This is a genomic window from Streptomyces sp. NPDC016309 (genome assembly GCF_043077235.1).
Taxonomy (GTDB): Bacteria; Actinomycetota; Actinomycetes; order Streptomycetales; family Streptomycetaceae; genus Streptomyces.
Genome location: NZ_JBIBSG010000011.1, coordinates 148,489 through 172,875, shown reverse-complemented (window position 1 = coordinate 172,875; position 24,387 = coordinate 148,489). Strand labels below are relative to the sequence as shown.

The following is a 24,387-nucleotide window of genomic DNA, read 5'->3' as shown; positions in this document are numbered from 1 at the left end:
CTCGTTCGCACCGGGAAGGACCTCTGTGAACGCATCCCATCGCAGAGCCGCGGCCACCCTGGCCGCAGCCGCACTCGCGACCCCGCTCCTGCTGGCTTCCGCGTCCCCCGCCTCCGCCGACCGGCACGACCCCGGTAAGGCGACGGCCAAGGACGCCGCGAAACTTTCCAAGAAGCTGGTCCGGGAGGCGTCCGCCAAGGACGCCTACAAGCACCTGGAGAAGTTCCAGCAGATAGCCGACTCCGCCGGCGGCCACCGGGCGGCCGGCTCGCTCGGACACGACGCCTCGGCGGCGTACGTGTACCAGCAGCTCAAAAAGGCCGGTTACCAGGTCTCGTACCAGAAGTTCGACTTCATCTACACCCAGACCCAGGCGGAGAAGCTCTCGGTCGTCTCACCGGCGCCGCGTGACATCACCATCGGGGCGATGACGTACACCAAGTCGACCCCCGTCGGCGGCATCAAGGCAGGCCTCGCCGCCGTCCCGGCCCCCGCGGAGGACACGACGCCCGGCTGCGAGGCCGCCGACTACGCGTCCGGCACCTTCACCGGCAAGATCGCCCTGATCAAGCGCGGCGGCTGCACCTTCGCCGACAAGCAGGCCCAGGCCGCCGCGGCGGGCGCGACCGGCGCCATCATCTACAACAACGTCCCGGGCGCGCTCGGCGGCACCCTGGGCGACCCGGCCGCCGGCAAGATCCCGACCGGCGGTGTCTCCCAGGCCGACGGCGAGAAGCTCGCCGCCGACCTGGCCAAGGGCCCGGTCGAGGTCAGCTTCGAGATCCGCCAGCTCCAGGAGAAGCGGTCCACCAACAACGTCATCGCGGAGACCGCCCGCGGCAATGCCGCCAACACCGTGATGCTCGGCTCACACCTCGACTCGGTGACCGCCGGCCCCGGCATCAACGACAACGGCTCCGGCTCGGCCGGTCTGCTCGAGGTCGCCCTGGAGCTCGCCAAGTCCAAGGAGAAGCCCGCCAACAAGGTGCGCTTCGCCTGGTGGTCCGCCGAGGAGAACGGCCTGCTCGGCTCCGAGCACTACGTCGCGAACCTCAGCGACCTGGACCGCAAGGAGATCAAGCTCTACCTGAACTTCGACATGATCGCCTCGCCGAACTACGGCTTGTTCGTGTACGACGGGGACAACTCCGACGGCGTCGGCTCGCCCGCCGGCCCGGCCGGGTCCGCGCAGATCGAGCGTGACATCAACGCGTTCATGGACAAGCAGGGCCGGCCGCACGAGGGCACCGACTTCACCGGGCGCTCCGACTACGGCCCGTTCATCGAGGTCGGCATCCCGTCCGGCGGCACCTTCACCGGCGCCGAGGGCCTGAAGACGGCCAGGCAGGCCGAGAAGTTCGGCGGCACGGCGGGCGTCGCGTACGACGCGTGCTACCACGCCAAGTGCGACGACCTGAAGAACATCGACATGACGGCGTTCGACGTCAACGTCGACGTCATCGCCAACGCCGTGGGCACCTACGCCCACGACCTCAGCTCGCTGCGCAAGCCGGTCGTCACCGTCCCCACGGACGGCGACGCGGGCAGCGGCGGCGGCCTGCACGACGGTCACGATCACGACGTGACCGAGTAACACCTTCCGGGCGGCGCGCCACGGGTCACGTCCGCGGCGCGCCGCTCCGGCGTTCGCCCTTCCCGCCTCCCGGCCCCCGCCCGTCCCGGTTCGCTCACATTTCATTCGCATCGCACCGGCGTCGCGTGGCTGCGCCGGGAGCCGCTCGCCCGGTAGGCTTTCCGTGTGATCTTCAAGCGCATCGGTAACGGGCGGCCGTATCCCGACCACGGCCGGGAAAGCACCCGGCAGTGGGCGGATGTCGCGCCGCGCCCGGTCCGCCTCGATCAGCTCGTGACCACCAAGGGCCAGCTGGACCTGGAGACGCTCCTCGCCGAGGACTCGACGTTCTACGGCGACCTCTTCGCGCACGTCGTGAAGTGGCAGGGCGATCTCTACCTCGAGGACGGACTGCACCGCGCCGTGCGCGCGGCCCTCCAGCAGCGCCAGGTGCTGCACGCCCGCGTGCTCGAACTGGACTGAGCCGCCGCACCCGGCGCTGTCAGCCTTTCGGGCCCATTCCCACCCGTCCGGCCCCCATGGGCTGATCGTTTAGTAGGCATAGTCCCCGGGCGGCATTACGCTGCGCCCATGAGCATGCTCACTCCCCCCGGTATGGGCGGAAAATACCGCATCACGGGTGATGCCTACCCCCGCATGCGCCGCCCCCGACGCCGTCGCCGGATCGTGGTCGCGGCCCTCGCCGCAGTGGTCGCCCTCGGCCTGGCCGGCTGGGGAACCCTGCAGCTCATCGACGTCTTCGGGGGACGGGGTGCCGACGGCCGCGCCCGCACCACCGCCGGGCCCGGCTGCAAGCCCCGCAAGAACGCCGTCACCCCGGTCCACGTACCGCTCAAACCGGCGCAGATCACGGTCAACGTCTACAACGCGACGCCCCGCGCGGGCCTGGCCAAGACGACCGCCGACGAGCTGAGGAAGCGGGGCTTCGCCATCGGCAAGGTGGGCAACGCCCCCGCCGCGTACGACAAGAAGGTGCCGGGCCCCGGGATGCTGCTGGGTGCCACCGGCGCCCGCGACAACGCCTTCCCCGTCCTCCGTACGCAGCTCAAGGGCGCCGCGGTCAAGGTGGACACCCGCGCGACGGCGGACGTGGACCTCGTCATCGGCACGGCCTTCAAGGCCCTCACACCGCCGAAGGACGCGACCGCGGCCCTGACCGCCCTGGCCAGGCCCGCACCCGCGCCCTCCGGAAAGTGCTGAGCGGTACCGCCGCCCGGCAGGCCGTGTCCTAGTCGGCCGTCCCGTACATCCGGTCGCCCGCGTCGCCGAGGCCCGGGACGATGTAGCCGTGCTCGTTGAGGCGCTCGTCGACCGAGGCCGTGACGACGGTGACCGGCGTGCCCGCCAGCTCGCGCTCCATGACCTCGACGCCCTCGGGCGCCGCCAGCAGCACGACCGCCGTGACGTCGTCCGCGCCGCGCTTGATCAGCTCCTGGATCGCCGCGACCAGCGTGCCGCCCGTGGCGAGCATCGGGTCCAGTACGTACACCTGGCGCCCGGAGAGGTCCTCCGGCATACGGGTGGCGTACGTGGAGGCCTCCAGCGTCTCCTCGTTGCGGATCATGCCCAGGAAGCCCACCTCGGCGGTCGGCAGCAGCCGCACCATGCCGTCGAGCATGCCCAGCCCGGCCCGCAGGATCGGCACCACCAGGGGCTTGGGGCTCGTCAGCTTCACACCGGTCGTCCGGGTCACCGGGGTCTCGATGTCGACCTGCTCGGTGCGCACGTCCCGGGTGGCCTCGTACGCGAGCAGGGTGACCAGCTCGTCGGCGAGCCGCCGGAAGGTCGGGGAGTCGGTGCGCCTGTCGCGCAGCGTGGTGAGTTTGTGCGCCACCAGCGGGTGGTCGACGACGTGGATCCGCATGCCCTCAACAGTAGCCCGCACTGGCATCAACCCCCGCCGCGGAGGGAAGGTGGGGTGGACGGACCCAGCCTGGGGGTGGTCGTGATGCCGGACCCGCAAGAGCCGGAGCGGAAGCAGGACGGCCGGGCGCCGGACCGTCAGGAGGCCGACGCCGAGCGCCGGCGGCGCCGGGCCCAGTTCCTGCGGGAACTGAACGAGGCCAAGGCGCTGCGCGACCGCGTCCAGCCGCGCCGGGCCCGGGCCGCGAGGATGCGCCAGCAGATGCGGATGCGTACGTTCCGCTGGTGATCCGCCCGGGACCTCGGGCCCGTTCCGTGGGCGGTCGCCGGTGATTCGCTGGTGACACGGACCGGGCATCGGACTCAGACTGGTGCACGACGCAAGAGCGGAACACCTCTCCTGAGGGCCCCGGATCTGCCACGATGCCGAGTGGGCGGGGCATCGAAGGAGCGTGCCGCCCGATCGTCACACCTCTGATCAGTGGGAGAGTCACGGTGTACTTCGCCGCACTGCTCGCGCGCACCGAAGACGGGTGGGAAGCGAGCGACACAGAGCTCGACGATGTGGAGACCTTGTCGGATCTGACCGAGCTGGCCCGTGATGCCTCGGTGGACGACGACACGGTGATCGTCTTCATCGAGCAGGAGGACGCATGGTTCGGCATCGTCCGCGTGGAGGGTGAGGACGACCCTCGTATCTACGTGTCCGACGGAGCGGCCGCCGCCCGCTCCTCGTACGGGGAGATCCTCACCAAGGAACTGCTGGGCGACGACCAGGACGACGACGGCCCCGACCTGGACGCGCTGGACCTCGACGGCACCGAGGACGGAGAGCCGGTCGAGGACGACGACGAGGAGGAATCGGCGGTGGCGGCCGAGGCCGTGCCCGCGGAGCCGGTCGGCGACCGGCTGATCCTGGCCGACCTCGGCCTGTCCGAGAAGGAACTGCTGGGCCTCGACACCGACGCCCTGTCCGAGATCGCGGACGCGCTGGGCGCCGCGGAGGTGCTGGAGGCCGTCCGCTAGTGCGCCCGGCCCCGATGTTCCCGCCCACTACGACCGATCCCGTCCGGGACCCCTGGCGCGCGCCGATGGGGCGCGCGCTGGAGGAGGCCGGGCGTGCCGCGCGGGCCGGTGACGTACCGGTCGGCGCGGTCGTACTGTCCCCGGACGGCACGGTCCTCGCCACCGGCCACAACGAACGCGAGGTGACGGGCGATCCGACCGCGCACGCCGAGGTGCTGGCGCTGCGCCGGGCCGCCGCGGCGTACGGCGAGTGGCGGCTGACCGGCTGCACGCTGGTCGTCACGCTGGAGCCGTGCGTGATGTGCGCGGGCGCCCTGGTGCAGTCCCGGGTGGACCGGCTGGTGTTCGGGGCCCTGGACGAGAAGGCGGGAGCGGTCGGTTCGCTGTGGGATCTCGTACGGGACCGGCGGCTCAACCACCGGCCCGAGGTGGTGCAGGGGGTGCTGGCGGAGGAGTGCGCGGCGCTCCTCACCCGCTTCTTCCGGGACCGCTGAGGCGGCCGCGGATCCGTGTCGACCATGGATTTCTGTGAAGCGGCACCTTTGGGCTAAGCTCTCTCTCGGTAGCGTGTCCGAGCGGCCGAAGGAGCTCGCCTCGAAAGCGAGTGTGGCGCAAGTCACCGAGGGTTCAAATCCCTCCGCTACCGCTCTTGTGTGAAGGGCCCCGGCGCATCGGCGTCGGGGCCCTTCGCGTTGCCGCCCGCGGCCGGCAAGAGGCCCCGGCGGGCGGGGCCTTGGACCTGGGAGGCTCGGTTAGACTCACCCGACCGCCGAGGGGATCACAGGGGAGAGACGGGGAGCCGGGGCGATGGTGCAGGCCAAGAAGATCACGCTGTACGTGGTCGTCGTCTTCGTGCTGTACACGATCATCAACTCCCCCGCCCGGGCGGCCGACCTGGTGCAGGTAGGGTTCGAGGGCATTTCGAGCGCCGCGCAGGGCGTCGGCGACTTCATGACCGAACTCGTCAACTAGGAGTCCCCGTGATCCGCCACCTGGTCCTCTTCAAGCTCAACGACGGAGTGCGGCGCGACGAGCCGCGCGTCACCGCGGCCGTGAGGGCGTTCGAGGAGCTCGGCGGGATCGTCCCGGAGCTGGAGTTCTGGGAGTGCGCCTGGAACATCACCGACCGGGACATCGCCTACGACTACGCCATCAACTCGGCGGTCGCGGACAAGGACGCCCTGAAGCGGTACATCGAGCACCCGGCCCACCAGGCCGCCGCCGGTCAGTGGCGAGAGTTCGCCACATGGGTGATCGCCGACTACGAGTTCTGACCCCGCCCGCCGCCTCCGGCCGGTCCCTGACGCGAGCCCCGCACCCCGCCGGTGCGGGGCTTTTCGCTACCCGTACGCCGACAACACGACGTTATCAGGTGCTTGCACACAGTGCACATGTCTTGTGATGCTATGACCGCTTTTGACGGATGAGTTGACGTAATTGACCGCGAGATCGACCGCGAAGGGGTGGCGTGAACGTGCCGGCCAGTACGACGCCTCAACAGGTGCCGCCCCAGAACGAGCCGGAGGCCCGCACCGCGGCACAGGGGCGGGCCGCCGACACCCGAGCCCTCACCCAGGTGCTGTTCGGCCAGCTCAAAACGCTGGAGCCGGGCACCCCGGAGCACAACCGGGTGCGCGGGGCCCTCATCGAGGCGAACCTGCCCCTGGTGCGGTACGCGGCCGCCCGCTTCCGCTCCCGCAACGAGCCGATGGAGGACGTGGTCCAGGTCGGCACGATCGGCCTGATCAACGCGATCGACCGCTTCGACCCGGACCGCGGCGTGCAGTTCCCGACGTTCGCGATGCCCACCGTGGTCGGCGAGATCAAGCGGTACTTCCGCGACAACGTCCGCACCGTCCACGTACCGCGCCGGCTGCACGAACTGTGGGTGCAGGTCAACGGCGCGACCGAGGACCTGACGACGGCCCACGGACGGTCGCCCACGACCGCCGAGATCGCCGAGCGGCTGAAGATCTCCGAGGACGAGGTGCTCTCCTGCATCGAGGCGGGCCGGTCGTACCACGCGACGTCCCTGGAGGCCGCCCAGGAGGGCGACGGCATGCCGGGGCTGCTGGACCGGCTCGGCTACGAGGACCCGGCACTGGCCGGCGTCGAGCACCGGGACCTGGTGCGGCACCTCCTCGTCCAACTCCCCGAGCGGGAGCAGCGGATCCTGATGCTGCGCTACTACAGCAACCTGACGCAGTCCCAGATCAGCCAGGAGCTGGGCGTCTCCCAGATGCACGTGTCAAGACTCCTGGCCCGCAGTTTCGCCCGGCTCAGATCCGCAAATCGAATCGACGCGTAACCTGATCAGGTAGACCCGTTCAGCCCCTTAACGGGTGGCCAAAAGGCCCCACACCCCCTGTTTCCAGCGCATACTTGCCGCATTCTTGTCGACAAGTCACTACAGCGTGTTGCCGACATGTGACATTCTGCTGGAACCGCGTTTGCCGCAGTCTCGGCTCCGGTATTCAGGTGGAGGCTGCGTTCCTCCGATGGTCGCGGCCCACGCGACCGTCCGCGACCTCAAGGGGGTGGCATGTCCGCAGAACAGGGCAGCTCGAAGGTGCTCACGCTCACGCCCGTGCCGGAGTCCGTGCCCGCGCCGGAGTCCGTCCCGGCGCCCGTGCCCGTACCCGCGCAGAGCGGACCCGCTACGGCTCCCGACACCACCTCGGAGCCCCTCGACACCCGCACGCTGTCCCGCTCCCTGTTCCTGCGGCTCGCGGCCCTGGACGCCGAAGGCGTGGAAGGCCCGGAGCGCACCTACGTGCGCGACACGCTCATCGAGCTCAACCTGCCCCTCGTGCGGTACGCGGCGGCCCGCTTCCGCTCGCGCAACGAGCCGATGGAGGACATCGTCCAGGTCGGCACCATCGGGCTGATCAAGGCGATCGACCGGTTCGACTGCGAACGGGGCGTGGAGTTCCCGACGTTCGCGATGCCGACGGTCGTCGGTGAGATCAAGCGGTTCTTCCGCGACACCTCGTGGTCGGTGCGCGTGCCGCGCCGGCTCCAGGAGCTGCGGCTGGCCCTGACCAAGGCGAGCGACGAGCTGGCACAGAAGCTCGACCGGTCGCCGACCGTCCCCGAACTCGCCGCCGTGCTGGGCGTGTCCGAGGACGACGTGGTCGACGGCCTCGCGGTCGGCAACGCCTACACGGCGTCCTCGCTCGACTCGCCCTCCCCCGAGGACGACGGCGGCGAGGGCTCCCTGGCCGACCGGCTCGGGTACGAGGACAGCGCCCTGGAGGGCGTGGAGTACCGGGAGTCCCTCAAGCCGCTGCTGGCCAAACTCCCGCCCCGCGAACGGCAGATCATCATGCTGCGGTTCTTCGCCAACATGACGCAGTCGCAGATCGGCGAGGAGGTCGGCATCTCCCAGATGCACGTCTCGCGGCTGCTGACCCGTACGCTCGCGCAGCTCCGCGAAGGACTCATCTCGGACTGAGCCCGGTCGCGGACTTCATGGCTGACGGGCCGTCAGCCACGCTGGCGCGATGACGCGCCGGTACGGCCGGGTGGCGGTGGCGCTCCGCCTGCGCGGGGCGCCGGCCGTCCTCCGGCCCTCGACGTGCCCGGCCCGCCACCACCCGCGCCCCGCCGCGTCACCGCCGCCTGGGATCAAGGGCGAGTGAGCCGAAGGGGCGCCGGCGGTGCCAAAAGGGAGAACGCGCGGAGGTTCCGAGGAACGAGGAACCGAGCACGATCGACCGTCGGTGCCGGCTGAGGGCGCCCCGGAGGCGAACCGGGCCTGAAAAAGAGGGCCGAGCACGATCGACCGTCGGTGCCGACTGAAGGCGCCCCGGAGGCGAACCGAGCCTTCGGAAAAGCAGATCAGCCCAGCGCGAGCCAGGCGACCGCGGCGACGATGACGACGGCCGCGATGATGCCCGCGATCAGGCCGACCCGCGAGCCGGACTGGGCGGCGACCTGCTGCGGCTGCCGCGGGGTGCCCTCGTCGACGAAGGCGCGGAACATCTGCGTGCTGCCCGCCGGGTCGTAGTTGCCGTCGGGGCCCTGGGGGTTGTGTGCCATGGAGCAGGACCCTAGCGAACCTCACCCTGCCGCCCAACCTCCGCCTTCCTTTGCCAGGACTTTAGGCACCTTCGCCCCTTTTTAGTTTGCCTGTAGCAACCAACAGCTTCTATGGTTGCCCTAAGCAACAAGATGCGTGGGGGTGCCATGGCCGAGCGGAGTCAGTACGAGGAACTGGCCCGGCAGCTCAGCGCCATCGGCGCCGTGAAGCGCGGACTCACGCGGGCCCTGCCCGCCGAGTGCCCGGGCGGATCGGCGGCGGTGCTGTCCCTCCTCGCCCACCACGGGGACATGCGGATGAGCCGGCTCGCCGAGCTGCTCGCCGTCGACACGTCGGTCACCAGCCGCCATGTCGCGCACGTGGTGGACCGGGGCTGGATCGAGCGGCTGCCCGACCCGGACGACCGGCGCTCCCGCATCCTGCGGCTCACCCCCGCGGGCCAGGACATGCTCGACGACCTCGGGCGCCGTACCACGGACATGTTCGCCCGCACCCTCAAGGACTGGTCCGACGACGACGTCGGACGGCTGACCGCGCTGCTCGCCCGCCTCCGGGACTCCTTCGGAGACTGCCGGGCGCACCCCACCCGTACACCCGCATCAACGACGTAAAGGAAGTCCATGGCTACGACCACACCGGCCGGTGTGCGGGGCGGCCACGCCAAGACCCGTGACGATGGCGCGCCGATGACGCACCGACAGATCATGGAGGCGCTCTCCGGGCTGCTGCTCGGGATGTTCGTCGCCATCCTGTCGTCGACGATCGTCTCCAACGCCCTCCCCGAGATCATCTCCGACCTCGGCGGCGGCCAGAGCGCCTACACCTGGGTCGTGACCGCCTCGCTGCTCGCGATGACGGCTACCACCCCGCTGTGGGGCAAGCTGTCGGACCTCTTCTCCAAGAAGCTGCTGGTCCAGATCTCCCTGGTCATCTACGTCCTGGGCTCGGTCGTCGCCGGCCTGTCCCAGAACTCCGGCATGCTCATCGCCTGCCGCGTCGTCCAGGGCATCGGCGTCGGCGGTCTGTCCGCCCTCGCGCAGATCGTGATGGCCGCGATGATCTCCCCGCGCGAGCGCGGCCGCTACAGCGGCTACCTCGGCGCCACCTTCGCCGTCGCCACCGTTGGCGGCCCGCTGCTCGGCGGCGTCATCACCGACACCGACTGGCTCGGCTGGCGCTGGTGCTTCTACGTCGGCGTCCCCTTCGCCGTCATCGCGCTGATCGTGCTCCAGAAGACCCTCAAGCTCCCGGTGGTCAAGCGCCAGGTCAAGGTCGACTGGTCCGGCGCCTTCTTCATCAGCGCCGCGGTCTCGCTGCTGCTGGTGTGGGTGACCTTCGCCGGTGACAAGTACGACTGGCTGTCGTGGCAGACGTACACCATGGTGGGCGGCTCGATCGTCCTCGGTGCGCTGTTCCTGCTCGTCGAGTCGCGGGCGAGCGAGCCGATCATCCCGCTGCGGCTGTTCCGCAACCGCACGATCACGCTGGCCTCGCTGGCCTCGCTCTTCGTCGGTGTCGCGATGTTCGCCGGCACGGTCTTCTTCAGCCAGTACTTCCAGCTCGCCCGGGACAAGTCGCCGACGATGTCCGGCGTCATGACGATCCCGATGATCGGTGGTCTGTTCCTGTCCTCCACGGTCAGCGGCCAGGTCATCACCAAGACGGGCCGCTGGAAGGCGTGGCTGGTCAGCGGCGGTGTGCTGGTGACGGCGGGCCTCGGTCTGCTGGGCACCATCCGGTACGACACGGAGTACTGGCACATCGCGGTCTTCATGGCCGTCCTGGGCCTGGGCCTGGGCATGATGATGCAGAACCTGGTGCTCTGCACCCAGAACCAGGTCGACCCCTCGGACCTCGGCGCCGCCTCGTCCGTGGTCACCTTCTTCCGGTCCCTCGGCGGTGCCATCGGCGTCTCGGCGCTGGGCGCGGTCATGGCCAACCGGGTCACCCACTACGTCCAGGACGGCCTCGCCGACCTGGGCCCGAAGGGCGCGGCACTGGGCCACGGCGGTACGGCCGGCGGGGGCATCCCCGACCTGGACGCGCTGCCCGCCCCGCTCCGCACGGTCATGGAGACGGCGTACGGGCACGGTGTGGCGGACGTCTTCCTCTACTCCGCCCCCTTCGCCCTGATCGCCTTCCTGGTGACGCTGTTCATCAAGGAGGTCGCGTTGAAGAGCCACGCGAAGCCCGAGCCCGGCACGGACGCCACGGCGGCCCCGGGAACGACGGGAACCACGGGCACCCCTGGCGCCCCGGTGGAAACCGCCGCGCGGCGCGCCACCGCCACGGCCGCCTCCGCGGCCCTGGCGCCGGACACGGCCCTCGCACCGGACACGGCCGGCGCGCCGGAGGTCCGGGCCGCCGCGGCCCCCGCCGGGAACGGCACGCCCGTCCACGGCACCGTCCGCACCGCCGAGGGCACGCCCGTCGCCCGCGCCGCGGTCACCCTGATCTCCCTCGGCGGACGGCAGCTCGGCCGCTCGGTCGCCCAGGCCGACGGCGCCTACGCGCTGGACGCGCCCGGACCCGGTTCGTACGTCCTGATCGCCTCGGCCGACGGCTTCCAGCCGCAGGCGTCCACCGTCGTGGTGGACGGGGAGGCCCTGGCCTACGACGTCCTGCTGTCCGGTACGAGCGGACTCGTCGGTGCCGTGAGGGCCGCCGACAGCGGGGAGCCCGTCGAGGGCGCGATGGTGATCGTGACGGACGTGCGCGGGGACGTCCTCGCCACCGGTGCGTCCACCCAGGACGGCACCTTCGCCTTCGCGGAGCTGGTGCCGGGCACGGTGACCGTCGCGGTCACCGCCGAGGGCCACCGGCCGCTCGCCCTGCCGGTCGAGATCGGCGGCCAGGGCGTGACCCGGGTGGAGGCCCTGCTCCGGTCCGGCGCGCGGCTGCGCGGCACGGTGCGCGCCGGGGCGGCCCGCCGGCCGCTCGCGGACGCGCGGGTGACGCTCGTCGACGCGGCCGGGAACGTGGTGGCGACGGCGACCACCGGCGAGGACGGCGCGTACGCGTTCGCCGACCTCGACACGGGCGAGTACACGGTCATCGCGACCGGTTACCCGCCGGTGGCCGCCGCCCTGACGGTGGCCGGCCACGGGGCCGACGACCACGACGTCGAGCTGGCCCACCCCGGCGCGTAGCCGGGACACGAGACCCCCGGCCGCACGTCGAGCGGAGGCGCGGCCGGGTGGGGCGGCAGGCAGGGGACGGCCTGCCGCCCCCTTCTTTTTTCGGCGCTCCGGTGCCGCGGTACGAGGAGAGAAAACGGGAATGGGACTTCGCGCACAGGTACGGACGCGGGACGGCTGGGCCGTCCAGCACGCCGTGGTGACGGTCACCGACACCACCGGCGCGCAGGTGCTGCGGGCCGAGGCGGACACGGAGGGGGCGGTGGTCGCCGACGCGCCCCTGGCCCCCGGCCCGTACACGGTGATCGTGACGGCGGTCGGCTACGCCCCGGCGGCGTCCACCGCGCTGGTGACGGCGAGCGGCCGGGCCGAGGTCGGCACCGTCGTCCTGGCCCGGGCGGGCGGCGTCGAGCTCCCGCCGCCGGGTGCCTGGACGCTCGACCCGGCGCACTCGACCGTCGGCGCGGTCGCGCAGCACCTGGGCATCTCCAGCGTGCACGGCCGCTTCACGGACTTCGGCGGGCGGATCGAGATCGCCACGGACCTCACCGCCTCGCGCGTGGACGCCGTGATCTCGGCCGCGTCCATCGACACGGGCAACGCGCTGCGGGACAAGCACCTGAAGTCGCCCGACTTCCTGGACGTCGAGGCCCACCCCGAGATCACCTACCGCGGCCGCGGCATCAGCCCCGCCGGCCCGGACCGCTGGACCGTGCACGGCGCGCTGACCCTGCACGGCGTGGTCCGGGACGTCGACCTGGACCTCACGTACCTGGGCACGGGCCCCGACCCGTGGGGCGGGGTGCGGGCCGCCTTCCGGGCGACCGCCGAGCTGCGCCGGGAGGACTTCGCCATGAACTACAACCAGGTGGTCCAGGCGGGGATCTCGGCGATCGGCACCACCCTGCGGGTGGAGCTGGACATCCAGGCCGTGCAGGGGGACGCGCTGCCCCAGGGCTGAGCGGGAGCGCCCTCAGGCGCCCCTGGCCACCATGGCCTCGATGCCCGCGATCTGGAGGTCCAGCGCGAACCGGAAGTCCCGGTCGCGCATCTCCGCCACGGTGTCCCCGCCACGGGCCTCCATCATCCGCTCGGCCTGCGCGAAGTGCTCGCTGTAGGCGGGCTGTTCGCGTACGGACCCCATGGCGTCCCGGAAGTACTCGTCCTGGGTCGTCCCGGCCTCCTCGCACCGCACGCGGAACTGCCCCTCCACGGTGCCGAAGCCGTAGACGAACTGGAACACCGAGGCCAGCGCTCCGGTCTGGAGCCCCAGCGGCAGCCCGGTGTCGGCGATCACCTGCTGGGCCGTGCGCGCGAACTCCATCGAGTGGGGCCCCATGTTGAGGAAGCGGCCGACCAGCGAGGACGCCCAGGGGTGGGCGACGAACAGCGCCCGGTAGGAGCCGGCCAGCTCCCGGAGCCGCTCGCGCCAGTCCGCCCCGGGCCCGGAGGCGGGGAGGGTCAGCTCGCCGACCACCCGGTCGAGCGCCAGCTCCAGGAGGTCGTCCTTGGTGTCGACGTACCAGTAGACCGACATCGCCGTCACGTTCAGCTCGGCCGCGAGTTTGCGCATCGAGAACTTGCCGAGGCCCTCGGCGTCCAGCAGCCGGACCGCCACCTCGGTGATCTTCTCCCGGTCGAGCCCGGACGGCTGGTCGGCCTTCCGGGCCCGGGACGGCCTGCCCTCCAGCCACACGCTCGTCCGTCGCGCCGACACCATGGCTCTCCTCCTCGTTCCTGGCCCGATGCTATGTCCCGGACGCGACTTCGGAGGGGGCGGCTCCGGCGCGCTCGGCCCGCCGCAGGAGCACGGCCGCCAGGAGACCGCCCGCCAAGACCGCCGCCGCGCCGACAAGCTGGCTGGTCTCCAGCCCGGTGGCGAACGCGTCGGCGATACGGGCCTTCTCGGCCGGCCCGCCGGCCGCCGCGAGCGCGGCGGGCAGGGACGCGGCCGGGACGGCGACGAGCGCGGCGAACCGGGCGTTGAGCACCGCGCCCAGGACGGCGACGCCCAGCCCGTTGCCGAACTCCGCGAGCGTGCCGTTGATCCCGGCGCCCACGCCCGCCTTCTCCGGCGGGATCGCGCTCATGATGGCGTTGGCCATGGCGGGCATGGACAGAGCCACGCCCGCGCCCATGACGACCAGCCCGAGCAGCATGCCGCCGTACCCGTGCTCCCCGCCGAGGACGGCGATCGCGGCGAGCCCGGCGGCGACCAGGGCCATGCCGGTGGCGATGGTCGCCGGCGTGCCGAGCCGGGGCAGCAGCCGCGCGCCGACGCCGGCGAGGTTCAGTACGACGACGGTGAGGGCGAGCGGCGCGGTGCGCAGGCCCGCGTCGAGCGGCCCGTACCCCAGGACGAACTGGAGGTGCTGGGTGAGCAGGAACAGCGAGCCGGTCATGCCGAAGGCGACCAGGACGGCGCCCGCGACCGCGCCCACGAACCGCTGGTCGCGGAAGAAGTGCATGTCCAGCATGGGGTGCGGGACGCGCAGCTCCCACAGCGCGAAGAGGGCGAGGACGACCACGCCGAGCGCGGCGGAGAGCAGTACCCGGCCGGACGTCCAGCCGTGGTCGGGACCGGAGATGATCGCGAACACGACCGCCGTCATGCCGAGGGTGGACAGCACGGCGCCGACGAGGTCGGGCCGGTCGCCCTGCTTGTGCCTGGACTCCGGTACGAGGGCGGCGACGGCGCCCAGTCCGATGCCGGCGACGGGGATGTTGATCAGGAAGATCGCGCCCCACCAGAAGTGGTCGAGCACGAACCCGCCGAGCAGCGGTCCGGCCGCGAAGCCGAGCGAGCTGACGGTCGACCACAGGGCGATGGCCTTGACGCGCTCGGTGTCGTCGAAGACCTGGACGACGACCGCGAGGGTCGTGGTCATCAGCAGCGCGCCGCCGACGCCCATGCCCGCGCGGGCGGCGATCAACTGGGCGGAGGTCTGGGCGAGTCCGGCGGCCAGCGAGCCGATACCGAACAGCGCGAGGCCCGAGAGCAGCATCCTCTTGCGGCCGTAGCGGTCGGCGGCGTTGCCGGCGGTCAGGAGCAGTCCGGACTGGACCAGCGAGTAGGCGTTGATCATCCACTGGATGTCGGCGGTGGAGGCGTCGAGCTCCTTGGTGAGGGAGGGGATCGCGACGCTGAGGACGGTGTTGTCGAGCAGCACGGTGAGCTGGGCGAGGCAGATCACGCCGAGGATCAGCCAGCGCTGCGGGTGGCCACCACCGGGTGTGGGGGCGGGAGTCGGGGGTTTCCCGGCGGCGGTCGCCGTCATACGGAAGGCTCCTTGTACGGTGTACGGGACTCGGTCTCGTACACCGTACAAGGTCACCCTTACGCTGTATAACGTTTTTTCGTGGTGATGGCGGGGGACGGGGTTACGCGGGGTCGGTCAGGTCGTAGAGGGTGACGCCCTCCACGGTCACGGCGGTGAAGGTGGAGGTCACCCACGCCGTGATCGCGGCGCCGGTGCCCCCGCCGGGACCGCCGCCCATGGCGCCGCTCGCGCCGCCGCCCGCGCCGCCGATGAACCAGTGGATCCGGCCGTCGGCCACGTACCGCTGGAACCGGGCGAGCGTGGGGGACGGATCACTGCCGTTGAAGCCGCCGATGGCCATCACGGGCTTCCCGGTGGCGAGTTGGTGGCTCGCGGCGTTCTGGGAGCCGATCGCGGCGGCGACCCAGGTGTAGTCCCCGGCGTCGCGGCCGAGCCTCGCCTTCACGGCGGAGCCGACGTCGGCACCGTCCAGGAGGCCGCCCATGCCGCCGGGACGTCCACCGCCCGGCGGCCGGCCCTCCGGGGCCTGGCCCTGCGCCGGGACTCGGCCCGGGACGGGGGCCCGGCCACCGGGCGCCTGGCCCTCGCCGCCCGGGAGCCGGCCATCCGGGACCTGGCCGCCCGGGGCCCCCGGGCCCAGGCCGCCCGGGCCCGCCCCGCCGGGCCCGTCGGCGCCCGGGCGGAAGCCGCCCGGTCCGCCGCCCCGCGCGGAGGCCGGGCCGGCCGTGACGATGGAGCCGGTGTGCCCCGTCCCGAGGGTCGACCACGTGTACGCCGCCGGCCCGGCGAGCGCGGCCAGCAGCCCGAGGCCGGCCGCCCCGACAGCCACCCGCCGCCCCAGCCGCGCGCCCGCCGCCAGCCCCGCTCCGGCCACCGCGCCCGCCACCAGCACCGCCCACCGCAGCCACGGCAGGTGGTCGGGCGTCCGGCCGAGCAGCACGTACGCCCACCCGGCCGTCCCGGTCACCACCACCGCCAGCGTCACCGAGGCGGCCGCTCGCGACCGCTCCTCCCACAGCACCGTCACGCCCATGCCCACCAGGGCGGCGATGTACGGGGCGAGGGCGACCGTGTAGTACTCGTGGAAGATGCCGGCCATGAAGCTGAAGACCGCCAGGGTCGTCAGCAGCGAGCCGCCCCACACCAGGAACGCGGCCCGGGCCGTGTCGGTCCGCGCGGCCCGCCGGGTGACGACCAGCCCGGCGACCAGCAGCACCAGCGCGGCCGGCAGCAGCCAGGAGATCTGGCCGCCCACGGCGTCGCCGAACATCCGCCCCGCGCCGGTCTCGCCCCAGCCGCCGCCACCACGGCCACCGCCACCGGCCCCGCCCGCGCCGCCACCGCCGACGCTCCCGGTCTCGTCGCCGTTGAGGCGGCCGAGCCCGTTGTAGCCGAAGGTCAGCTCCAGGAAGCTGTTGGTCCGCGACCCGCCGACGTACGGCCGGGACGACGCCGGCCACAGCTCCACCACCGCGACCCACCAGCCGCCCGAGACGACCATCGCCAGCCCGGCCAGGGCCAGTTGACCGAGCCGGCGGAGCGGCCGGGCCGGCGCGCACACGGCGTACACCACCGCCAGCGGCGGCAGGATCAGGAGCGCCTGGAGCGTCTTGGTCAGGAACGCGAGGCCGACCGCGACCCCCGCCCCCGCCAGCCACCGCGTCCGGGCACCCTCCAGCGCGCGCAGCACGCCGTACACGGTGACCGACATCAGCAGGGCCAGCAGCGCGTCGGGGTTGTTGAACCGGAACATCAGCGCGGCGACGGGCGTGAGCGCCAGCACGGCACCCGCGAGGAGCCCGGCGGCCGGGCTGAACCGCCGCCGCACCGCCGCGTACACCACGGCGACCGTCCCCACCCCCATCAGCACCTCGGGCACCAGGATCTGCCACGAGCCGAGCCCGAAGAGCCGTACGGACAGGGCCATCGGCCACAGGGCGGCCGGGGGCTTGTCGACGGTGATGGAGTTCGCGGCGTCGGACGAACCGAAGAAGAAGGCCTTCCAGCTCTCGCCGCCGGCCTGGACCGCCGCCGAGTAGAAGGAGTTGGCGTAGCCGGAGGCGTCCAGGTTCCACAGGTACAGCAGACCGGTGGCCAGCAGCAGCGCGAGGAACGCGGGCCGTGCCCACGGGGCGTCCTCGCCCCGCCCCCGCCACACCCGCCGGGCCGCGCCGCCCGGCCCTGTCGTCGTCGCCGTCGCCGTCGCCGTCGCCGGCCGGGGTGTCGTCGTCATCGGGCGTCCTCCGCCGTGTCGTCGTGGGCGCGCCGGTCGGGGAAGACCCACGTGCGGAAGAGCAGGAAGCGCAGCACCGTCGCCGCCAGGTTCGCGGCGATCAGCACCGCGTACTCGGCGCTCCGCGAGGCGTTCCCGGCCGCCGCGTCCAGCGCGGTCAGCGAGCCGCTGGTGAGCGCCAGCCCGATGCCGAACACCACCAGCCCCTGAGCCTGGTGGCGCACGGCCCGGTCCCGGCCCCGTACGCCGAAGGTGAGCCGCCGGTTGGCGGCCGTGTTGGCGACGGCCGACAGCAGCAGGGCCGCCCCGTTCGCCGCCTGCGCCCCGGTCCCGGCCCGGAGGGCCGCGTACAGCGCCAGATAGAGGAGCGTCGACAGGGCACCGACCACGCAGAACCCGACGAGCTGCCGGGCCAGCCCGCCCGGTACGCCGCCGATCGTCCGGTCGCGCGGGTCGTCGCCGAACGGCCGTGCCAGCCGGTCCAGCGGCAGCGTCCCCTTCGCGAGGGCGCGCCCGACCCGCCACACGCCCCTCAGGTCCTCCACCGCCGTCCGCACGATGTGGACGGTCGAGTCGGGGTCGTCGACCCAGTCGACCGGCACCTCGTGGATGCGCAGCCCGGCCCGCTCGGCCAGCACCAGCATCTCGGTGTCGAAGAACCAGCCGGTGTCCTCGACCATCGGCAGCAGCCGCTCGGCGACCTCCCGCCGTATCGCCTTGAACCCGCACTGGGCGTCGCTGAACCGGGCGGCGAGCGAGCCGCGCAGGATGAGGTTGTACGTACGGGAGACCAGCTCCCGCTTCGGCCCCCGCACCACCCGTGAACCGCCCGCCAGCCGGGAGCCGATCGCCAGGTCCGAGTGGCCCGAGATCAGCGGAGCGATCAGCGGCAGCAGGGCGTTGAGGTCGGTGGACAGGTCGGCGTCCATGTAGGCGAGGACGGGCGCGTCGGAGTGCGACCAGACGGTCCGCAGCGCCCGGCCACGCCCCTTCCGCTCCAGCCGCACCGACCGCACCTCCGGCAGCAGGGCCGCCAGCCGGGCGGCCACCTCCGGCGTGCGGTCGGTGCTGGCGTTGTCGGCGACCGTGATGCGGAAGCCGTAGGGGAAGGTGCGGGCCAGGTGCTCGCGCAGCCGCAGCACGCACGGTTCGAGGCCCTTCTCCTCGTTGTACACGGGTACGACGACGTCGAGTACGGGCCGCCCGGCGCCGTCCACGGGAAGGTGTTCCCGGGCGGGCAGGGCCCCGGCAATGCATTCGGTTGCCATGCCGTCGACCGTCGCGACGGGCGCTGTCACACCGGTGTGACGACCCTGTGGTCCGCCTGTGAGTCCTGCCGGTCCGGGCCCGGCAGGCGTACGGCGAACACGGTCCGGCCCGGGACGCTCCGCACGCCCACCTCGCCCCCGTGCGCGACGACCACCGCCTGGACGATGGCCAGCCCCAGGCCGGTGGAGCCGGCGTGCCGGGAACGGGAGGTGTCCCCGCGCGCGAAGCGCTCGAAGACGTGCGGCAGGAGCCCGTCCGGGACGCCCGGCCCGTCGTCCTCGACCTCCACGACCGACCACGGCCCCTCGGAGCGGACCCGCGCGGTGACGGTGGTGCCCGGCGGGGTGTGGGTGCGGGCGTTGCCGAGCAGGTTGACCAGCACCTGGTGCAGCCGCGCGGCGTCCGCCCGGACGGTGACGGGCGCGTCCGGCAGCTCCAGGCGCCAGTGGTGGTCCGGCCCGGCGGCGCGGGCGTCGCTCACCGCGTCCACGACGAGCGGCGCGAGATCGGCGCTGCCGTACGAGAGCGGGCGGCCGGCGTCCAGCCGGGCCAGCAGCAGCAGATCCTCCACCAGCCCGGTCATCCGGGTGGCCTCCGCCTCGATCCGCCCCAGCGCGTGCGCCGTGTCCGGCCCGGGCCTCTCCCGGCCCCGCCGGGTCAGCTCGGCGTACCCCCGGATCGACGCCAGCGGCGTCCGGAGCTCGTGGCTGGCGTCCGCGACGAACCGGCGTACCCGGGTCTCGCTCTCCTGACGCGCGTGCAGGGCCGCGTGCACATGGTCGAGCATCCGGTTGAGGGCCGCGCCGACCTGGCCGACCTCGGTGCGCGGGTCGGCCTCGGCGGCCGGGACGCGCTCGTACAGCGCCGGCTCGCCGCTGTGCAGGGGCAGTTCCCCGACCCGCCGGGCGGTGGCGGCCACCCGCCGCAGCGGGCGCAGTGCCACGGAGACCAGGGCGCCGCCCGCGAGGCCGGCGGCGACCAGGCCGGCCCCCGTCACGCACACCTCGACCAGGATCAGGGTGCCGACGGTGTCCTGGACGTCGCCGACGGGGAAGCCCAGCACCAGCGTGCCGTCGGGGGACGCCAGCACCCGGTAGTCGCCCAGCCCGGGCAGGGAGGCCGGGTGGACCCGGCCGTCCCGGGGGACGGCGGACAGCGCGGCGGTCTGCGCCCGGTCCAGCGGGCCGGGCGGGTCGTCGGGCCGCTCGCCCACGGACCGGCCGGCCGTGCTCAGCGGCGCTTCGGGCCCGTCCGCGCGCCCGCCGACGGTGCCGAGGTCCTGCCCGGGTGCCGTGACGAACCGGAGGTCGTCCCACCGGGGCCCGGCCGCCCTCCTGACGGCCTCCGTGAGCTGCTCGTCCTTCTGGCCCGTCAGGTACGAGCGCAACGCGACCGTGGTGACCGTGCCGATCACGGCGGCGACGACCGCGATCAGCGCCACCGCCGACACCACCAGCCGCGTCCGCAGCGACCGGCGCCGCATCACTCGCCCGGCTTGAGGAGGTACCCCGCGCCCCGCCGGGTGTGGATCATCGGCGAGCGACCCGCGTCGATCTTCTTCCGCAGGTACGAGATGTAGAGCTCGACCACGTTGGCCTGGCCCCCGAAGTCGTAGCTCCACACCCGGTCCAGGATCTGCGCCTTGCTGAGCACCCTGCGCGGATTGCGCATGAGGAACCGCAGGAGCTCGAACTCGGTGGCGGTCAGGTGGATCCCCTGCCCGCCGCGCGTCACCTCGTGACTGTCCTCGTCCAGCACCAGGTCACCCACCACCAGGACGGACTCGCCCCGCGCCGGCGCGGTACCGGACCTGCGGATCAGCCCGCGCAGCCGGGCCACGACCTCCTCCAGGCTGAACGGCTTGGTGACGTAGTCGTCCCCGCCCGCCGTCAGCCCCGCGATCCGGTCCTCCACCGCGTCCCTCGCGGTGAGGAACAGCACGGGCACGTCGGGCGCCTCGCGCCGCAGCCGGCCGAGCACCGTCAGCCCGTCCATGTCCGGCAGCATCACGTCCAGGACGACGGCGTCCGGCCGGAAGTCCCGCGCCGAGCGCAGCGCCCCGGCGCCGTCCCCGGCACTGCGCACCTCCCACCCCTCGTACCGCAGGGCCATGGACAGCAGCTCGGCGAGCGGGTCCTCGTCGTCCACGACGAGCACCCGTACGGCGCTTCCGTCGGGCCTGAGCAGTTCGGTGCGCCCCTGGGGCGAGGAGACGGTCATGGTCCGACGCTCCCGCGCGTCCCTGAGAGGTCCCTTTCCCCTTTCTGTGAAAAGGCTGAGAAAAGGGGGGGCGGGGCCGGGCCCCGGGACCGTCTAGGGGAGCGCGAACAGCCGCGCCGCGTTGCCGTGGCAGACCGCCCGCAGCCAGTCGTCGCCCAGCCCGAGCGCCTCCAGCGCCCGGAGCTGGTGGAGGTAGGCGTACGGGATGTTGGGGAAGTCGCTGCCGAGCAGGATCCGGTCCCCCAACTCCAGCAGCCGCCCCCGCTCGCCCTTCGGGAAAGGCGCCAGGCGCTCGCCGAAGTCGGTGAACGCCATCGTCGTGTCCAGCCGCACCTCCTCGTACCGCTCGGCGAGGCCGAGGAAGTCGGCGTACTCGGGCAGGCCCATGTGCGCCACGACCAGCCGCAGCCGGGGGTGCCGGGCCAGCAGCCGAGCGACCGGCCCGGGCCCGGTGTGCTCGCCCGGGGCGGGGCCCGAACCGCAGTGGATCACGATCGGTACGCCGGCCTCGGCGAGCAGCCCCCAGGCGCCGTCCAGCGACGGGTCGTTGGGGTCGTACGCGCCGACCTGGACATGCGCCTTGAACACCCGCGCGCCCCCGTCGACCGCCTCGGCCACGTACCGCTCGACGCCCTCCTCCGGGAACAGCGTCGCGGTCCGCAGGCACCCGTCCACCCGCCCGGCGAAGCCGGCCGCCCAGTCGTTGAGCCACTCCGCCATGCCCGGCTTGTGCGGGTAGACCATCGACGTGAAGGCCACCACCCCGAACTCCCGCAGCAGCCCGACCCGCCGGTCCTCCTCCTCGCGGTAGGTGATCGGCCACGGCGTCCCGGTCAGCGGCCCCACGTCGTCGAAGTACGCCCACACCTTCCGCAGCACCCGCTCCGGCATGAAGTGCGTGTGCACGTCGACGAGCCCGGGCAGCCCCAGCCGCTCCCAGAACGCCCGGACGCGCGGCGCCTCGTCATCCCCGCTCAAAGCCGTAGCTCCGCTCGACCCGGCCGACGTGCACGGCGTACCGCTCGTACCAGTCGGCGCGGCCGCGCCGCATGGCGGCCTGGTGCTCCTCGCTCGCCCGCCAGGCGGCGATGGCCTCCTCGTCCCTGAAGTACCCGACGGTGATGCCCAGACCGCCGGGCGTCCGGGCCGACTCGTACCCGAGGAAGCCGGGGACGTCCCGCACCAGCTCCTCCATGCGCCGGGCGGTCTCCGCGTAGCCCTGGTCGTCGGAGGCGCGGACGGAGGTGAAGACGACGGTGTAGTAAGGCGGTTCGAGACCGCTCACAAGGTGATCACTCATGCGGCTCACCCTCCGTCGCGGCCCGGCGGGGTGTCCAGGTCTCCCGGCGAACGGGATCCGAGTCTTTACCCGGCCCGCGCCCGGCCCCCGCCCGCGCCGTGGTGCCCCGGCGCCGGCCCCGGTGCCGCCCCACCGGACGCGTCCGCCCCCGACATGCCGCCAGGCACCCGCATCCAGCGCCCCGCACCGGCGCCCGCGCCCGCGCCCGCACCCGGTCAGAACAGCCCGCCCTGCTCCCCCGGCGACGGCGGTCCGGCGACCGGCACGGTCGTCCCCTCCCCGCGCCCGGCCGCGACCAGTTCCCACCCGGTGACCAGCCGCGTGTCCAGCACCAGCGCCCGCCCGTCGGGCGCCTCCAGGTGCAGGTCGGGCCCCGCGGCGGCGACGAGCGTGCCCGCCACGCGGCCCCCGTCCACCAGCTCCCGCACCACCCCGTCGATCCGGCCGACCCGGTCCAGCCCGAACACCTCCGCGTGGTCGGCCACCCGCAGCTCCACCGGCTCCAGCGTGTCCGCCCACCCGGGCACCGCCACGGCCCGCCGGTACAGCTCCGCCACCTCCGCCGCCCGCTCCGCCCGGCCGGGCAGCCCCACCCGTGCCGCCCGCTTCGCCGCGTACGGGATCCGGTCGGGCACCCCCAGCGCCGTCCCGAGCACCTCCTCGGTCCGCCGCGCCGCCATCAGCGGCCCGCGCCCCAGCCAGCCGTACGCCACGGCACCCTGTTCCAGCAGCCGGGCGTCACCGCGCTCCTCGGCCGTGATCCCCACCTTCACCATGCCCGCCCCGAACCAGGCGAGATACACGCGGTACGTCCGGGGGTCGTCCGCCACGGTGTCCGCCGCCACGGAGTGCGCCCGCTCCAGCCGCGCGCACTCCCCGCACCGCGCCCCGGTCCCCCGCCCCGCCACGACCGCCCCGAGAGGACACCGGTTCCCCCGCGCCCCCACGCACCGCCGCTCCCCCACCGCCCAGAAGGCGATCTCCCGCCCGACCCCCGGCGAACTGACCCGCCCGCCCTCCCACACCAGGACCGGCACCCCGCCCCGCCACCGCAGCCCCTCACATCGCCAGCCCATGCGCGCAACGGTACGACCCCACGCCCGAACGCCCCCGACCTCCGCCCCGGCAGCGGGGCCGGGCCGCGGGCTCTGGCCGGAGCGCCAACCCGGTGACGCGGGCTCGTCCTTGCCGAGGGACCGGCCGTGGACGGTGATGTCGACCCGGATACGCCAGAAGGCCCCCGGAACAATCCCGGGGGCCTTCTGTCTGTGTGCACTCGGCAGGATTCGAACCTGCAACCTTCTGATCCGTAGTCAGATGCTCTATCCGTTAAGCTACGAGTGCTTGTGCTTCCCGGGCTTTTCTGCCCGGTCGGCGTTGCGGGAACAACATTACATGACCTGCGCCGTGACGCGAAATCCGTTAACCACACCCCCTCTGACCTGGGAAAACGCCCATACGGGCGCTGTCCGGGGGTGCGGCGGGGGATCACCCGTGCGGGTGCGGCGGGGGGATTTCCGGGCCGGGAACGACCGAAGCCCCGGCCGTGGGGCCGGGGCTTCGGGTGGTGCGGCGGAGGCGGAGGGATTTGAACCCTCGATGGGCTTTAAGACCCAAACCGCATTAGCAGTGCGGCGCCATAGACCGGACTAGGCGACGCCTCCAGTTGTTTGCCCGCACCCGCGCGGGCGCGAGTGGTGCGTGCAGATGATGACACAGCCCAAGGGGGTGTCACCAATCGGTCCCCACGGTACTAGGCGGGCGGGGCGCAGGGCAAAGGCGTTCCGGGCGGGCGGTGCGGGCGGGACGGGGGCGGGGCGGCCGGGTTGCGCAACGCGGCGGGGGCTGGAGCGTTAGTGGGGTGAGGGATGCCGGGCATCCCGACGGATCCGTACCCCCAGGAGTTCGTATGCTGCGCCGTCTCGTTCTCACCTCCGCCGCCTCCCTCGCCGCGCTCGGTGCCGCCGCGCCCGCCGCCATGGCCGGTGGCGGGCCCCTGCCGCTGCCGCTGCTGGCCGGGACCGACTCGCTGACCGTCACCGTGAAGAACTCGGGCAACCCGATGGCGGACGGCACCTTCGAGCTGAAGTGCGGGCTGCGGACCGCCGAGGGGAACCACCCGCGCGTGCAGGGCGCGTGCGACCGGCTCGACGAGCTGGCCGAGGAGGGCAAGGACCCGTTCGCACCCGTGGGCAAGGACCGGATGTGCACCATGCAGCACGGCGGCGCCGCCACCGCCCACATCACCGGCACCTGGCAGGGCCAGGACGTCGACGCCCACTTCAAGCGGACCGACGGCTGCGAGATCGCCAGGTGGGACGCCCTGAAGCCGGTGCTTCCGATGGCCCGGTCGTAGAGGAACCCGCACACAACCGCCGTCGGGCCCACACCCCCTGCCTTTAGACTCCCTCCAGTGACAGGC

The 24,387-nt window shown here is 72.9% G+C and carries 25 protein-coding genes and 3 tRNA genes; 15 read left to right on the top strand and 13 right to left on the bottom strand.

Translation table 11 applies throughout. The features are described from left to right. Window positions 1–25 precede the first annotated feature (25 nt). From ACF068_RS26630 to ACF068_RS26620, 3 genes are all read left to right on the top strand, one after another. Entirely contained in the window at window positions 26–1,594 is a 1,569-nt protein-coding gene (locus tag ACF068_RS26630; protein ID WP_392276828.1) for a M28 family metallopeptidase, read from the top strand. Window positions 1,595–1,759: 165 nt separating this feature from the next. After that, the gene (locus ACF068_RS26625) at window positions 1,760–2,056 is read left to right on the top strand and encodes a type II toxin-antitoxin system VapB family antitoxin (RefSeq protein ID WP_003999914.1); all 297 of its coding nucleotides are present in this window, start codon (window positions 1,760–1,762) and stop codon (window positions 2,054–2,056) included. A 108-nt stretch (window positions 2,057–2,164) separates the two neighbouring features. After that, window positions 2,165–2,794 (top strand): LytR C-terminal domain-containing protein, encoded by a 630-nt coding sequence (locus ACF068_RS26620; RefSeq protein ID WP_392276827.1) that lies wholly within the window; start codon window positions 2,165–2,167, stop codon window positions 2,792–2,794. A 28-nt stretch (window positions 2,795–2,822) separates the two neighbouring features. Here ACF068_RS26620 and upp read toward each other — a convergent pair whose 3' ends face one another. Further along, window positions 2,823–3,458, bottom strand: a complete 636-nt coding sequence (gene upp / locus ACF068_RS26615; RefSeq protein WP_392276826.1) for a uracil phosphoribosyltransferase — start codon at window positions 3,456–3,458, stop codon at window positions 2,823–2,825. Window positions 3,459–3,542: 84 nt separating this feature from the next. Between upp and ACF068_RS26610 the strand changes: the two genes are divergently transcribed. From ACF068_RS26610 to ACF068_RS26575, 8 genes are all read left to right on the top strand, one after another. Further along, window positions 3,543–3,746: a hypothetical protein gene (locus ACF068_RS26610; RefSeq protein WP_392276885.1), complete on the top strand. Its 204-nt coding sequence runs from the start codon at window positions 3,543–3,545 to the stop codon at window positions 3,744–3,746. Between the two features lie 206 nt (window positions 3,747–3,952). Beyond that, window positions 3,953–4,483 (top strand): hypothetical protein, encoded by a 531-nt coding sequence (locus ACF068_RS26605; RefSeq protein WP_392276825.1) that lies wholly within the window; start codon window positions 3,953–3,955, stop codon window positions 4,481–4,483. Window positions 4,484–4,548: 65 nt separating this feature from the next. Beyond that, on the top strand, window positions 4,549–4,977 hold the full coding sequence (gene tadA, locus ACF068_RS26600; RefSeq protein ID WP_392276824.1) for a tRNA adenosine(34) deaminase TadA: 429 nt from the start codon (window positions 4,549–4,551) through the stop codon (window positions 4,975–4,977). A 67-nt stretch (window positions 4,978–5,044) separates the two neighbouring features. Next, window positions 5,045–5,129: transfer RNA gene (locus ACF068_RS26595), tRNA-Ser, on the top strand. Between the two features lie 161 nt (window positions 5,130–5,290). After that, entirely contained in the window at window positions 5,291–5,455 is a 165-nt protein-coding gene (locus ACF068_RS26590) for a hypothetical protein (RefSeq protein WP_167536386.1), read from the top strand. A gap of 8 nt (window positions 5,456–5,463) precedes the next feature. Beyond that, complete coding sequence (locus ACF068_RS26585) at window positions 5,464–5,757, top strand: Dabb family protein (protein WP_392276823.1); 294 nt, start codon at window positions 5,464–5,466, stop codon at window positions 5,755–5,757. Between the two features lie 227 nt (window positions 5,758–5,984). Then, window positions 5,985–6,791 (top strand): RNA polymerase sigma factor SigF, encoded by an 807-nt coding sequence (locus ACF068_RS26580; RefSeq protein WP_392276822.1) that lies wholly within the window; start codon window positions 5,985–5,987, stop codon window positions 6,789–6,791. A gap of 234 nt (window positions 6,792–7,025) precedes the next feature. Beyond that, window positions 7,026–7,937: an RNA polymerase sigma factor SigF gene (locus tag ACF068_RS26575; protein WP_392276821.1), complete on the top strand. Its 912-nt coding sequence runs from the start codon at window positions 7,026–7,028 to the stop codon at window positions 7,935–7,937. Window positions 7,938–8,323: 386 nt separating this feature from the next. Here ACF068_RS26575 and ACF068_RS26570 read toward each other — a convergent pair whose 3' ends face one another. After that, a complete protein-coding gene (locus ACF068_RS26570) occupies window positions 8,324–8,524 on the bottom strand; it encodes a hypothetical protein (RefSeq protein ID WP_392276820.1) in 201 nt (66 codons plus the stop codon). A gap of 147 nt (window positions 8,525–8,671) precedes the next feature. Between ACF068_RS26570 and ACF068_RS26565 the strand changes: the two genes are divergently transcribed. The 3 genes from ACF068_RS26565 (at window position 8,672) to ACF068_RS26555 (ending at window position 12,623) form a co-directional block, all read left to right on the top strand. Next, entirely contained in the window at window positions 8,672–9,136 is a 465-nt protein-coding gene (locus ACF068_RS26565) for a MarR family winged helix-turn-helix transcriptional regulator (protein WP_392276819.1), read from the top strand. A 9-nt stretch (window positions 9,137–9,145) separates the two neighbouring features. After that, window positions 9,146–11,674 (top strand): MFS transporter, encoded by a 2,529-nt coding sequence (locus ACF068_RS26560; RefSeq protein WP_392276818.1) that lies wholly within the window; start codon window positions 9,146–9,148, stop codon window positions 11,672–11,674. A 130-nt stretch (window positions 11,675–11,804) separates the two neighbouring features. Beyond that, window positions 11,805–12,623, top strand: a complete 819-nt coding sequence (locus ACF068_RS26555) for a YceI family protein (protein WP_392276817.1) — start codon at window positions 11,805–11,807, stop codon at window positions 12,621–12,623. Between the two features lie 12 nt (window positions 12,624–12,635). On the opposite strand, the gene ACF068_RS26550 is transcribed toward ACF068_RS26555, so the two are convergent. The 11 genes from ACF068_RS26550 to ACF068_RS26500 form a co-directional block, all read right to left on the bottom strand. After that, a complete protein-coding gene (locus tag ACF068_RS26550; RefSeq protein WP_392276816.1) occupies window positions 12,636–13,382 on the bottom strand; it encodes a TetR/AcrR family transcriptional regulator in 747 nt (248 codons plus the stop codon). Between the two features lie 28 nt (window positions 13,383–13,410). Beyond that, a complete protein-coding gene (locus ACF068_RS26545; RefSeq protein ID WP_392276815.1) occupies window positions 13,411–14,940 on the bottom strand; it encodes an MFS transporter in 1,530 nt (509 codons plus the stop codon). Between the two features lie 103 nt (window positions 14,941–15,043). Next, complete coding sequence (locus tag ACF068_RS26540) at window positions 15,044–17,176, bottom strand: ArnT family glycosyltransferase (RefSeq protein WP_392276814.1); 2,133 nt, start codon at window positions 17,174–17,176, stop codon at window positions 15,044–15,046. Next, on the bottom strand, window positions 17,173–18,444 hold the full coding sequence (locus tag ACF068_RS26535) for a glycosyltransferase (protein WP_392276813.1): 1,272 nt from the start codon (window positions 18,442–18,444) through the stop codon (window positions 17,173–17,175). Before ACF068_RS26535 ends, ACF068_RS26540 begins: the two co-directional genes overlap by 4 nt. Before the next feature lie 26 nt (window positions 18,445–18,470). Then, on the bottom strand, window positions 18,471–19,928 hold the full coding sequence (locus tag ACF068_RS26530; RefSeq protein ID WP_392276812.1) for a sensor histidine kinase: 1,458 nt from the start codon (window positions 19,926–19,928) through the stop codon (window positions 18,471–18,473). Then, the gene (locus tag ACF068_RS26525) at window positions 19,928–20,665 is read right to left on the bottom strand and encodes a response regulator transcription factor (protein ID WP_392276811.1); all 738 of its coding nucleotides are present in this window, start codon (window positions 20,663–20,665) and stop codon (window positions 19,928–19,930) included. The genes ACF068_RS26530 and ACF068_RS26525 overlap by 1 nt, the downstream gene beginning before the upstream one ends. A 93-nt stretch (window positions 20,666–20,758) precedes the next feature. Next, a complete protein-coding gene (locus ACF068_RS26520; protein ID WP_392276810.1) occupies window positions 20,759–21,643 on the bottom strand; it encodes an amidohydrolase family protein in 885 nt (294 codons plus the stop codon). Further along, window positions 21,630–21,965, bottom strand: a complete 336-nt coding sequence (locus ACF068_RS26515; RefSeq protein ID WP_392276809.1) for an antibiotic biosynthesis monooxygenase family protein — start codon at window positions 21,963–21,965, stop codon at window positions 21,630–21,632. The genes ACF068_RS26520 and ACF068_RS26515 overlap by 14 nt, the downstream gene beginning before the upstream one ends. A gap of 215 nt (window positions 21,966–22,180) precedes the next feature. Further along, window positions 22,181–23,041, bottom strand: a complete 861-nt coding sequence (locus ACF068_RS26510) for a DUF2797 domain-containing protein (RefSeq protein ID WP_392276808.1) — start codon at window positions 23,039–23,041, stop codon at window positions 22,181–22,183. 195 nt (window positions 23,042–23,236) lie between these two features. Next, window positions 23,237–23,309, bottom strand: a tRNA-Arg gene (locus ACF068_RS26505). A gap of 229 nt (window positions 23,310–23,538) precedes the next feature. Further along, window positions 23,539–23,629: transfer RNA gene (locus ACF068_RS26500), tRNA-Ser, on the bottom strand. Window positions 23,630–23,874: 245 nt separating this feature from the next. Between ACF068_RS26500 and ACF068_RS26495 the strand changes: the two genes are divergently transcribed. Continuing rightward, the gene (locus ACF068_RS26495; protein WP_392276807.1) at window positions 23,875–24,321 is read left to right on the top strand and encodes an SSI family serine proteinase inhibitor; all 447 of its coding nucleotides are present in this window, start codon (window positions 23,875–23,877) and stop codon (window positions 24,319–24,321) included. Window positions 24,322–24,387 lie beyond the last annotated feature (66 nt).